At 69.5% G+C, this 12,109-nt stretch carries 11 protein-coding genes and 1 pseudogene; 9 read left to right on the top strand and 3 right to left on the bottom strand.

From position 1 onward, the window contains the following. Positions 1-9: 9 nt before the first annotated feature. The 5 genes and pseudogenes from NVU01S_RS45500 to NVU01S_RS34880 form a co-directional block, all read left to right on the top strand. Positions 10-69: pseudogene (locus tag NVU01S_RS45500) on the top strand (hypothetical protein); the annotation flags it as partial. Positions 70-149: 80 nt separating this feature from the next. Next, entirely contained in the window at positions 150-1,625 is a 1,476-nt protein-coding gene (locus NVU01S_RS34895; protein WP_209444760.1) for an aldehyde dehydrogenase (NADP(+)), read from the top strand. Positions 1,626-1,627: 2 nt separating this feature from the next. Beyond that, positions 1,628-2,908 (top strand): enolase C-terminal domain-like protein, encoded by a 1,281-nt coding sequence (locus NVU01S_RS34890; RefSeq protein WP_043665544.1) that lies wholly within the window; start codon positions 1,628-1,630, stop codon positions 2,906-2,908. A 127-nt stretch (positions 2,909-3,035) separates the two neighbouring features. Next, on the top strand, positions 3,036-4,430 hold the full coding sequence (locus NVU01S_RS34885; protein ID WP_043665547.1) for an amidase: 1,395 nt from the start codon (positions 3,036-3,038) through the stop codon (positions 4,428-4,430). 93 nt (positions 4,431-4,523) lie between these two features. Next, positions 4,524-5,048 (top strand): Lrp/AsnC family transcriptional regulator, encoded by a 525-nt coding sequence (locus NVU01S_RS34880; RefSeq protein WP_014984109.1) that lies wholly within the window; start codon positions 4,524-4,526, stop codon positions 5,046-5,048. A 51-nt stretch (positions 5,049-5,099) separates the two neighbouring features. On the opposite strand, the gene ald is transcribed toward NVU01S_RS34880, so the two are convergent. Further along, positions 5,100-6,206, bottom strand: a complete 1,107-nt coding sequence (gene ald / locus NVU01S_RS34875; RefSeq protein ID WP_014984108.1) for an alanine dehydrogenase — start codon at positions 6,204-6,206, stop codon at positions 5,100-5,102. A 199-nt stretch (positions 6,207-6,405) separates the two neighbouring features. Continuing rightward, on the bottom strand, positions 6,406-7,416 hold the full coding sequence (locus NVU01S_RS34870) for an alpha/beta hydrolase (protein WP_082031881.1): 1,011 nt from the start codon (positions 7,414-7,416) through the stop codon (positions 6,406-6,408). A 190-nt stretch (positions 7,417-7,606) separates the two neighbouring features. Here NVU01S_RS34870 and NVU01S_RS34865 point away from each other — a divergent pair, with 190 nt between their 5' ends. The 4 genes from NVU01S_RS34865 to NVU01S_RS34850 all read left to right on the top strand — a co-directional run bounded on the left by NVU01S_RS34865 (position 7,607) and on the right by NVU01S_RS34850 (position 10,543). Next, a complete protein-coding gene (locus NVU01S_RS34865; RefSeq protein ID WP_043665552.1) occupies positions 7,607-8,248 on the top strand; it encodes a GntR family transcriptional regulator in 642 nt (213 codons plus the stop codon). Then, a complete protein-coding gene (locus NVU01S_RS34860) occupies positions 8,248-9,534 on the top strand; it encodes an MFS transporter (protein WP_043665555.1) in 1,287 nt (428 codons plus the stop codon). Before NVU01S_RS34865 ends, NVU01S_RS34860 begins: the two co-directional genes overlap by 1 nt. Positions 9,535-9,742: 208 nt before the next feature. Then, complete coding sequence (locus NVU01S_RS34855) at positions 9,743-10,123, top strand: RNHCP domain-containing protein (protein WP_043665557.1); 381 nt, start codon at positions 9,743-9,745, stop codon at positions 10,121-10,123. A 9-nt stretch (positions 10,124-10,132) separates the two neighbouring features. Continuing rightward, positions 10,133-10,543 (top strand): RNHCP domain-containing protein, encoded by a 411-nt coding sequence (locus NVU01S_RS34850; RefSeq protein ID WP_043665560.1) that lies wholly within the window; start codon positions 10,133-10,135, stop codon positions 10,541-10,543. Between the two features lie 94 nt (positions 10,544-10,637). Here NVU01S_RS34850 and NVU01S_RS34845 read toward each other — a convergent pair whose 3' ends face one another. Then, complete coding sequence (locus NVU01S_RS34845; RefSeq protein WP_052280262.1) at positions 10,638-12,101, bottom strand: NAD(P)/FAD-dependent oxidoreductase; 1,464 nt, start codon at positions 12,099-12,101, stop codon at positions 10,638-10,640. Positions 12,102-12,109 lie beyond the last annotated feature (8 nt).

Below are 12,109 nucleotides of genomic sequence, written 5' to 3'. Positions count from 1 at the left end.
GCGAACGACATCAGCCAACCGGACGCCCCGCGAATCGGCGGCATCACCCCGTTCCTGCGCGTGATGGCCCGCGCCGCGAGCGAAAACCTGCAATTGGCACCGCATTTCGCGATGGAAGTGGATCTGGGAAAGCCAGGTCATCATCGATCATGCCTGACTTCTCGGAGGAACTCATGGACACCGCACCGGACGAGCTGGCCCGGATCATCGACGCGGCCGCCGCGGCCGCCGCAGTGCTGGCGGACAGCACACCGGCCGACCGCGCTTGCTGGCTGCGACAGGTGGCCGACGCGCTCGATGCCGCCGCCGACGAGCTGATCCCGTTGGCCGCCGCGGAAACACACCTGCCGGAACACCCACGGCTGCGTGGTGAACTGGCGCGCACCACCTTCCAGTTGCGCCTGTTCGCCGAGGTGCTCGCCGACGGTGCGTTCCTGCGCGCGACCGTCGACCACGCCGACCCGCAGTGGCCGATGGGACCGCGACCCGACTTGCGACGCAGCGTAGTTCCGCTCGGACCGACAGTGGTGTTCGCGGCGAGCAACTTCCCGTTCGCGTTCAGCGTCGCGGGCGGCGATACCGCCGCCGCGCTGGCGGCGGGCTGCCCGGTCGTGCTCAAAGCGCATCCCGGACACCCGCGCCTGTCCGAACGCACCGGCACGATCGTGCGAGACGCGTTGCGCGCGGCCGGTGCTCCGGCGGGCACGTTCGCCGTGATCCACGGGATCGAGGCGGGCACGACCACGGTGCGCCATCCCGCGATCGCCGCGGCCGCGTTCACCGGCTCGGTGTCCGGCGGGCGGGCGCTGTTCGATATCGCCGTGTCGCGGCCGCGGCCGATCCCGTTCTACGGCGAACTGGGCAGCGTGAACCCGGTCGTGGTGCTACCGGGGGCGATTCGTGCGCGTGGCCCGGAGATCGTCGCGGGTTTCGTGGGCTCGTTCACCTTGGGCGCGGGCCAGTTCTGCACCAAGCCGGGTCTGTTGCTGCTGCCGTCGGATCACGGCCTCGCCGAAACCCTCGGTGCCGCGGTCGCTGCCCTACCGGGGCAGCCTCTGCTCAACCCCCGCGTCGCGGCGGGCTTCCGGTCACGGCTCACCGATCTGATCGAATATCCCTCGGTCAACGCACTTTTCGCGCCGGACACCACCGACGACCTGGTGCGGCCGACATTGCTGCGCGTGAGCGCGGCGGATTTCCGCGCCGCAGGCGATCTGCTCGCCGCCGAATGCTTCGGTCCCGCCGCACTGGTGGTCGAGTACCCGAGTCACACCGACCTTCGAACACTGCTGCGACAGCTCGAACCCGGTCTCACCGCCACGATCTGGGCCGAGGACGACGAGTTCGAGACCGTCCGGGAACTGTTGCCCGCCCTGACCGCGCTGGCAGGCCGCCTGCTCTGGAACGACTGGCCCACGGGCGTCACGGTGTCCTGGGCCCAGCAGCACGGCGGCCCGTATCCGGCCACCACCGCCCCCACCACCACGTCGGTGGGCACCGCCGCGATCGAGCGGTTCCTGAGACCGGTTGCCTGGCAAGGGTTCCCCGACGAGTTGCTACCGCCCGCGCTGCGTGAGGACAACCCCTGGCGACTGCCACGCCGCATCGACGGAAAGCGGGACTGATCATGTCCGGCCGCATCACCGACATCCGCCTCACCCCCATCCTGATCGCCGACGCGCCGCTGCTCAATGTCGGCGGCGTGCACCAGCCGTACACGCCGCGACTGATCGTGGAACTCGAAACCGACAGCGGCGCGATCGGTCTCGGCGAGACCTACGGCGACCGGCAGTATCTCGACCGCGCGGCCGCAGCGGCGCCGAGCCTGATCGGCCTGCCGGTGACCGCGGTCAACGCCCTCCGGCTGCTCGACGGCGACCGGCCGGATGCCCAGGTGCTGGCGGACAACCCGATCGCGGGCGGTCTGCGCGGCACCCTCACCACGGACAAGGTCCGGCTCAGTGTGCTGTCCGCCTTCGAGACCGCCGCACTCGACGCGCTCGGCCGCGAGCTGGGCCTGCCCGTGCACGCGCTGCTCGGCGGCAAGGTCCGCGATCGCGTCGACTATTCCGGCTATCTGTTCTACAAGTGGGCCGAACACCCGATGCCCGACGCACCGTCCGACGACTGGGGGGAGGTGCTCGATCCGGCCGGCGTGGTCCGGTTGGCCGAGATGTTCAGCGCCCGAGGCGGATTCCGCTCGTTCAAGCTGAAAGGCGGTGTGCTGCCGCCCGCGGCCGAGGTGGCCGCGATCCGCGCGCTGGCCGCAGCGTTCCCCGGCCATCCCCTGCGTTTGGACCCGAACGGCGGCTGGTCGCTCGCCACCGCGACCGCGGTCGCCGAGCAGCTCACGGGCGTCGTGGAATATCTCGAGGATCCCACCGCCCGCCTCGCCGACATGGCCGAACTGCACCGGCGCACCGGAATGACCTTGGCCACCAACATGATCGTCACGGCCACCGCCGAGATCCGGCCCGCGTTCGACGCCGACGCGGTTCAGGTCGTGCTGTCGGACCATCACTTCTGGGGCGGCCTGCACGCCACCCGCGAGCTCGCCGCGGTCTGCCAGGCCTACGGCAAGGGCATCTCCATGCACTCCAACACCCACCTCGGCATCAGCCTGGCCGCCATGACCCAGGTGGCCGCGACCGTGGCGCACCTCGACTACGCCTGCGACACGCACTATCCGTGGCAGCCGGAGGACGTCATCACCGAACCGTTCGGCTTCACCGACGGCGCGCTCACCGTCACCGATACCCCGGGCCTGGGCGTCGAACTCGACCGCGACGCCCTGGCCCGGCTGCATCGGCGGTGGCAGGAACTGCCCGCCATGCGCGAGCGCGACGACGTCGCGGCCATGCGTGTCGCGGTCCCCGGATATCATCCGCCTGGTTCGCCGAAATACTGAACTCCTTGTGATCCGGGGCCGTATTCATTGCGGAATGGTCATTCGACTATCTACTGTCGTGTCTTCGGCACGACGGCTGGATCGCACTGGTCACGCCGCGGTGTGATCCGAGAGGAGCGGAAAGCAGATGGATCTCCAGGACGTCGTCGCCGCGGGTCTGGTCGAGCAGCGCGAACTGCTCGAACAGGGGGCGCTGTCCAGCCGGGAACTCGTCGGCGCCACCCTCGACGGCATCGACGACGCCGCGGATCTCAACGCGTTCACCCGGGTCTTCCATGAGCAGGCCCGCGCCGAAGCGGTCGAGCGGGATCGGGAACGGGCCGCCGGTCCGGTCGGCCCGCTGCACGGCATCCCGATCGCGGTCAAGGACGAGATCGACATCGCCGGTTTCGTGACCAGCTTCGGCACCCGGGCCAATACCTCCCCGGCGCGGGCGGATGCGGAGGTGATCCGCCGGTTGCGCGCGGCCGGCGCGATCATCGTCGGCAAGACCACGATGCCGGAATTCGGGCAGTGGCCGTTCACCGAGTCGAGCACCTTCGGCGTGACCCGTAATCCGTGGGACCGGACCCGCACCACGGGCGGTTCGAGCGGCGGTTCGGCCGCCGCGGTCGCGGCCGGCCTGGTCCCGGTCGCGATGGGCAGTGACGGCGGCGGCTCGATCCGGATCCCGTCGGCCTGCTGTGGCCTGTTCGGGCTGAAACCGCAGCGTGGCCGGGTGCCGGTGGCCCCGAGCGACCATCTCTGGCTGACCCTCGGCGTGCTCGGCCCGCTGGCCCGCGGCGTGCTCGATGCCGCGATCGTCTTCGACGTGATCCGCGGCAACGTGCCCGGCGCCCGGTTCACCGCACCCGAGCCCGCCCGCTCGTTCGAGCAGGCGGCCCGGCAGCCCGGCGCGCCGCTGCGCATCGGCTACAGCACGAAATCGGTGACGCCGCTGGCGAAACCGGACCCCGAGCACGTGCGCGCGGTCCGGGACACCGCGAAACTGCTTACCGAGCTGGGACATTCGGTTTTCGAGGTGGATCCCGGCTACCACGAATCCACGCACGCGTTCTATCCGCAGTTCTTCGGCGGCGTCCGCGCCGAAGCCGCGGAGGTGGAGCATCCGCAGTTCCTGGAACGCCGCACCCGCCAGACGGTCCGGATGGGCGCCTGGGCGCGCGGCCCGGTCCTCGACTGGGCGATTCGTCAGGGAGAAGCCTTGGCGCGCAAGGCCGATCACGTCTTCGCCGACTGCGACCTGCTGCTCACCCCTACGCTCGCGGGTCGCCCGCCGCACATCGGCGTGCTCGACGGCGCGAACACGATCGGCGCGCAGCTCGCCTCCATCCCGATGATCGCCTACACCGCGCTCTGGAATGTGACCGGCCACCCGGCGGCCTCGCTGCCCGCCGGTGTCGGCGCGGACGGGCTGCCGCTGGCGGTGCAATTGGTCGGGCCGAGCAACGGCGAAACGACGATTCTGGCGGTGGCCGCGCAACTGGAGCAGGCTCGGCCGCACCCGCGCCCACCTGCCTGAACGCCGCCCGGCAGGCCGCCACGCGACCGGCTAGTTACGAAGATAATTCAAACAACCGATAGACTCGCGAAGAAAATTCGGTACCGTCGGGGCATGCGTAAGAGTGAATCACCCGTCGGCGGGGGCGCACCGGCTCAGCTGGTGCACCCGCCTGCCGGTGTCCCGATCGATGATATCGACCGGATCCTGCTGGACAACCTCGCCCGCGACGGGCGTATGACGAACAACGCGCTCGCCGCGGCCGCGGGCATCGCGCCCTCCACCTGCCTCGGCCGGGTCCGAGCCCTGGTGGAGCGCGGGGTGATTCGCGGATTTCACGCCGATATCGACCCCGCCGCACTGGGCCGCAGTCTGCAGGCCATGATCGCGGTGCGGTTGCGCGCCAGCGCACGCCAGCAACTCGCCGAGTTCGGCGAGCAGATGTCGGAATTCGAGGAGGTGCTCAACGTGTACTTCATCGCGGGCGCCGACGACTACCTGATCCACGTCGCCACGTCGCACACCGACGAGTTGCGCCGATTCGTGCTCAACAATCTCAGCGAGCATCCGGCGGTCGCCTCGACCGAGACGATCCTGATCTTCGAGCACATGCGCCCGCGCACGAATACCCAGGGCTGACCAGGGCGGCCGGCCCCACCGGCCGGCCGCCCTGCGCACTGCGGTCCTGACTCAGGCCACCAGGCTTTCCGCGACGTAACCGTGCGCGGCCGCCACGGACTCCGAAAGCAGCACGCCCGCATGGGTGCTCAGGCCGTCGGCCAGGCCGCGGTCCGCCGCGACCGCGTCCCGCCAGCCGCGCTCGGCCAGCGAAACCACGTACGGCAGTGTGGCGTTGGTGAGGGCCACGGTCGAGGTGTAGGGCACCGCGCCGGGCATGTTCGCGACGCAGTAGAACACCGACTCGTGTACCCGGTAGGTGGGCTCGGCGTGCGTGGTCGGGCGCGAATCGGCGAAGCAACCGCCCTGATCGATCGCGATGTCGACCAGCACCGAACCCGGCTTCATCTGCGCGACAAGGTCGTTGGACACCAGCGTCGGCGCCTTCGCGCCCGGCACCAGCACCGCGCCGATCACCAGATCGGCCTGGCGCACGGCCTTTTCGATCTCCAGGCGGTTGGACATGATCGTGCGCACCTGGCCCTTGTACTGCGCGTCGATCTCCCGCAGCCGGGCGATGTTCAGGTCGAGCACGGTCACCTCGGCGCGCATGCCGTGCGCGATGTTGATCGCGTTGCCGCCGGAGACGCCCGCGCCGATCACCACCACGTTGGCGGGCGGGGTGCCGGGCACGCCGCCCATCAGCACGCCGCGGCCGCCGCCGTTGCGCATCAGGTGGTAGGCGCCGGCCTGCGGGGCCAACCGGCCCGCGACCTCACTCATCGGCGCGAGCAACGGCAGCGAACCGTCCTTGGCGGTGACGGTCTCGTAGGCGATCGAGGTGATGCCCGAGCTCAGCAGGGCATCGGTGCACTCCTTGGAGGCGGCCAGGTGCAGGTAGGTGAACAGCACCTGCCCCTCGCGCATGCGCCCGTACTCCTCGGCGACCGGCTCCTTGACCTTGAGCACCAATTCCGCTGTGCCCCAGACCTCGTCGGCGGTGGGCAGGATGCGCGCGCCCGCGACCGTGTAGGCCTCGTCCTCGAACGCGGACCCACGACCGGCGCCGGTCTCGATGTACACCTCGTGCCCGCGGGAGACGAGTTCGTGCACACCGGCCGGGGTGATCGCCACCCGATATTCGTGGTTCTTGACCTCGCGGGGTACCCCGATCTTCACCTGCGCTCCTGAATGTCGATGTCGGTCGATAGTCGATCCGCATGATGTGGACCGTTACAGGTGAAATTATGAAGATCATGCAAGATCAGGTCTAGATCTATGAAGATAATTCTAGAATTAGCAATACGGCCCGATTAATCGTCAGACGAGACCTGCCCCCGGGGCACTCATCCGCATGATCTTCGGCACAGTTGCTTGCTCAGCCGTCGAGACCCTGGGCCAAGATCGGCCACGAGTCGTGCAGCGCGGCCTGCCAGTACGGCCAGGAGTGCGTGCCGAAGTCCGTGTAGCGGACGGTCGCCGGGACCCCGTGCGCGCGCAGGTCCGCATCGAACTCGGTGGTGCAGTCGTGCGCGAGCGACTCCAGCACGATCGAGTTGAACGTGTCCTCGGGATAGTCGGCGGTCGGGTCGTAGGTGAAGTCGGCGCGGCCCGGCACACCGCTGGCCGTCGAGAGATAGATCTGCTTGCCGCGAAGTTCCTCGATGTGCTTGCTCGGATCGTGGGCGGCCCACTCCGGGTCGGTGCGGGTCCCCCACATGTTGTCCGGGTCGCCGCCCTTGATCGTCACCGCCGACCGCACGGTCGCCTGATCGAGTTTGTCGGAGATCAAGCAGCCGCTGTAGGCGGCCATCGCCCGATACAGCGCCGGATGCCGGAACGCCAGCGTCGCCGCGGCCTGCGCGCCCATCGATTCTCCCGCGATCGCGTTGCGGCCGTTGCCGTCCAGCAGCCGGTCCAGCAGCGGTGGCAGTTCCTGCGTCAGGAACGTTTCCCACCGGTTGTGGCCGAGCTTCGGATCGTCGCGCAACCAATCGGTGTAGAAGGACCCCGGCCCGCCGACGGACATCACCACGTTGACCGCTTTGTCGGCGAAGAACTGCACGATGTCGGACTTGCGGGTCCAGGTGCTCTGCGCCTCCTGGTCGGTGGCGCCGTCGCCGTCGAGCAGATACAGCGTCGGATGCGGTGCGGTGCCCGCCACCGGATGCAGCACGTCGAGCTGCATCACCCGGCCCATCGCGGGCGAGCGCACGAACACCTCCGCCCAGCGATCCGATTTCGGCTCGATGTGGTCGAGCACCGCTTGCGGTTGCGCGCGGGCCGGGGCGGGCGTGAGCGAGATCGACATCAGCACCAGCGCGAGCACGGCGACCGGACAGCCGACGGACCGGCGTGCGGCGGCACGAAGCGAGAGACCCAGGGACAAGGTTCGTACCGTCCTTGCTGACGAGAGGCGACGCGGCCCGGGCCGCCACCGGTCGGCGCGGCCGACCGGTTCGCGCGGTGTGCGCCGGTCCTGCTGGAACAGAGTTCGAGCAGTGTGCGTCGAACCGGCACGGCGCGCAGTAACAAACCTCACAGTCGGTTATCCGTCAGCCACCCCTAGGATACAACTTGTGTCTAAGACGTATTCATCGGCCGAGCAGGCCTATCGCGAGGTCAAGGAGCGCATCCTCACCGGCACGCTGGCCGGTGGCGAGCTGATCAGCGAGGGTGAGATCGCCGCCGACCTCGGCACGTCACGCACGCCCGTCCGGGAGGCCTTCCTGCGGTTGGAGACCGAAGGGTGGATGAAGCTCTATCCGAAGCGCGGCGCACTGGTCGTGCCGATCCCGCCCGACGAGGCCGAACACGTCGCCTACGCCCGCTACGTGGTGGAGGCCGCCGCCGTGCGCGCCCTCGCGTCCACCGACCGCACCGCGCTGACGACCCAGTTCCGCCACTCGCTCGATCGCCAGCGCGAACTGGCCACCGCCGGTGACCTCGACCAATTCGCGTTGGTGGACACCGACTTTCATCGCTCCTATGTGATCGCGGCGGGCAACCCGCTGCTCGCGAGCTTCTACGACTCGCTGCGCGAACGGCAGCGCCGGATGAACAGCGTCGCGCTGCGCCGCGGGCCGATCGACATCGATCGGATCATCGAGCAGCACGCCCACCTCGCCGAACTGATCGAAACCGGTGCGGTGGAGCGTTTCGCGGGCGCGCTCGCCGAACATCTGTCCGGCGTGCACCAATTGGAGCTGAAGGGACTGTGATGGCTGCTTCGACCACCACCGCCCCACCCACGCCCACCCGCGTCACCTCGCGGCAGTGGTGGGGCGTCGCCGCGACGATGTTCGCGATCGCCTGGGGCGGAAACGAATTCACGCCGCTGCTGGTGATGTACAAGAACCACGGGCTGCCCGCCACCACGGTGGATCTGCTGCTGTTCTACTACGTGCTCGGCATCGTGCCCGCCCTGCTGATCGGCGGACCGCTCTCGGACCGGTACGGCCGTCGCGCGCTGCTGCGGCCCGCCCCGCTGATCAGTGCCGCAGGCGCGCTGCTGCTGGCGTTCGGCTCCGCGTCGGTGCCGTTGCTCGCCGCCGGGCGCGTATTGTGCGGCGTCGCACTGGGTCTCGCGATGGCCGTCGGCGGCAGCTGGCTCAAGGAACTCGCCCAGCCGCCGTTCGGTCCCGCGCAGCCCGGCGGCACCGGGGCGCGGCGCTCGGCGATGAGCTTGACCGGCGGCTTCGCGGTCGGCGCGGGCCTGGCCGGTGCGCTCGCCCAGTGGGCGCCGTGGCCGAACGAGCTGGCCTACCTGATCAACGTGGCGCTGTGCCTGATCGCCGCCGTGTGGGTGGCCCGGGTGCCGGAAACCGTGGTGCCGCAGGCGAACCCCGGACGGTTGCGCGACGACCTGAAGGTGCCCGCGGCCGGACACCGGCGCTTCCGCTATGTCATCCTGCCGGTCGCCCTGTGGTTGTTCACCTCCGCCGGCACGGCTTACGCGATCATGCCCGCCCTGATGGCCCCGCATCTGCGCGGTGCACCGATCGCCTTCTCCGCGCTCATCTGCGTCATCACCCTGAGCTGTGGTTTCGCTATCCAATCCGGCGCGCGCCGGATCGACAAGCCCGGTACCGCGCGGGCCGCGGTCGTCTCCCTGCTCTTCGTCACCGGCGGAATGGCCACGGCCACTTGGGCTTCCGGCGCGCTCACCTTCTGGGCCACGCTCGCGGTGGCCGTCGTCCTGGGCGCGGGCTACGGTATCGGCCTCGTCGCCGGCCTCCAGGAGATCGAACGCATCGCCCGCCCCGACGACCTCGCCGGCCTCACCGCCGTCTTCTACTCCGTCAGCTACCTCGGCTTCGGCGTCCCCGCCCTGCTCGCCTTCCTCCACGAAGCCACCCCCCTCACCTACCCCACCATGTTCGCCGCCGCCACCCTCACCGCCCTGACCTGCCTCGCCCTGGTAGCCGCCAACTACCGCACCGGTTCGCTCATCGACAAAACCGATGGCGGATCGGGGGTGGGCGTTGTTACGGTTTCTCGGCGCTGAGTACAGCGTCGTGAACTTCGATCAGGGCCGGTTCGCCGGCGGAGAGGGTGTCTATGCCCCGGATTGCGCCGCGCGCGCCTCAATGCGTCGGTGGTAGCCGCATCGGTTGCCGTCGCGCACGTACCGCTGAACGCCGCTAGCACTTTCGAGGCGCGCTCGGCCTGCTCCTGCTGTCACTGCATCACCCAACAGCCGAGGAGTAATCCGAGTGTCAGACAACACTTCGCCCAATTCCGGCCCCAGCGCAGCGCTGCGGACCGACACCTTCACCTGCGTCCGCTGCGGCCTCGTCGTGGCGACGCTCGCGCCGGACCACAGCTGGCGTAATCACTGCCCGAGCTGCCTGAGTTCCCGGCACACCCACGATCAGATCGAGGGTGGCACCTCCGACTGCCGGGCCCGGATGGCTCCGCTGTCGATCGCCGTGCTGCGCACCGGCGAATGGGCCGTGGTCCACCGCTGCACCCGCTGCCAGGAACTGGCGCTGCACCCAGTGTGCGGCGACGACAACCAGCTCATCCTGATGCGGATGGCCGTCCGGCCGCTCGCCGAGCCACCCTTCCCGCTCGAAGTCTTCGGCGATCTGTAGGGGTGCGCCATGCCACGACGCAAACCGGCGGCCCGCCGGCCACAGCGGGCCAAGCACGTATTGCACGGCCGCGCAGGCGAATCCGGCGAGTCGTTCCGCTGCGTCGGCTGCCGGATGGACGTGTCCGTCACGGCCCCCGGCACCGCGCACCGCAACCACTGCCCGCACTGCCTGTCCAGTCGCCACGTGGACGGACGGGTGCCCGGCGATCGGGCGGCGACCTGCCGCGGGCGGATGGTCGCGGTCAGCATGTGCACCCGCGACGACGGCGAATGGCTGCTCGTCCACCAGTGTCTCCCCTGCGGCGCACTGAAGGCGAACCGCATCGCCGGCGACGACAACGCACGCGCCCTGATGCGAATAGCGTTGCGCCCGTTGGCCGATCCCCGAATCGGCCACCGCGCCCTACGCGCCCTGTGACCGGTGGCGCTCGCTCCCCTCCCAGGCGAGCGCCACCCTGGCCTGCCCCCGACTCCACGCACCGGCGGGTCACGCGACAAGCCCGCAGGACCGGTCAGTGCTGCGCGCCGAAGGCGACGGCTTCGGCCAGTACCGTGCCGATGTCGTCGCCGTACGCGGCGAGTTCGGCGCGCAACGCCCGCTGCGCGTCGGTGTCCGCGCCGTTCAGCAGCGCTTTCAGCATGGTCTCGTTGACCACATCGGCCGGTGTGGCGATCAATCCGGTCATGGCGAAGAAGGTCAGGAAGGTCGGGTCGAACGCCGTGCCGTCACCTGCGAACTGCTGGGTCATCCGCTCCAGCGCCAGGTCGAAGTACTTGTGCAGCAGCGGGATCCGCGCGAATGCGGGCCCACTGTGCACGACCCCGGGCCAGCGCAGGTCTTCGAGCGCGCTGAGCCACCACGCCGGATAGGACGCCTGTTGCAACCGCCGGAGCAGGTCGAGTTCGCCGCCCGGCCCGTGCTCCTCGGCCAGATATTCCGCGACCGCCTCGGCTTGGATCGCCGCGACGGTCATCCCCTGCCCGTAGATCGGGTCGACGGTGGACATCGCGTCGCCGAGCACCAGCAGACCGGTGGGCCACCGCGTCATCTGCGCATAGTGCCGCCGAACACAGACCGGAATCCGGAACCCGCGCGGTGCGGTCAACGGCTCTGCGCCGCAGAGCGCTTCGGCCATGGCCGGACTGATCAATTCGGTCAGTCCCGCGTCGAATCCCGCGGCATCGACGGGCGGATACTGCCCGCCGATCCCGGACAGGCACGCGCTCCAGATGTCGTCCTCGATCCGTTTCAACACCCCGCCGGCGGGATTGCCTGCCCGGTAATCGTTTTCGATGACCACCAGGGCCGGTACGGTGGCCCGATCCCGCGGCACCCGGTAGTAGCGCGTGCTGTACCCGATGCCGGAGGTGACCGTCTCGTCCGGCGGCGCTTGATATCCGAGCTGCGAAAGCCATTGCGGGAGCTTCGACGATCGCCCGCTCGCGTCGACGACGAGATCCGCCGACAGCGTTGTCGTCGCCCCTGGCCCGTCGCCGCCTCGGCAGCGCACGCCGGTGATCCGCGTACCGTCCCCGGCCGCAACGAGATCGACGACTCGCTGCTCGTAGCCGAAGCGCACGTTCCCGATCGCGCGCACGCGGTCGCGAATCGCCTGTTCGACAAGCCCTCTGCTGTAGAAAGCGCCCTGCTCCGGACTGGGCATCGTCATCGTCCCGTACCGGTTCGTCCAGGTCAGCGTCGCCTCGGCCAACGGAAACGCGCCGAGCCGTAGCACGTCGTCGAGAAAGCCCGGCAGCAGGCGTTCCAGGACCTGTTCGCCGCGCGGCAACATCTGGTGCAGATGAAAGGTCTGCGGCACACCGCGGCGGCGAATTCCCGGCCCCGGCTCGACATCACGGTCGAGTACCAGCACCTCGGCGTACTGTGCGGCGAGCACGCGCGCCGCGAGCAACCCGGCGATCCCACCGCCGATCACGATCGCGCTCGCCCGTCCGTCTACCCGCCTCTGCGTCATGCTCTCGA

Source organism: Nocardia vulneris (assembly GCF_001613425.1).
GTDB lineage: Bacteria > Actinomycetota > Actinomycetes > Mycobacteriales > Mycobacteriaceae > Nocardia > Nocardia vulneris.
Note: the sequence above shows the minus strand (reverse complement) of the source record. Positions and strands in the feature narration are given on the sequence as shown.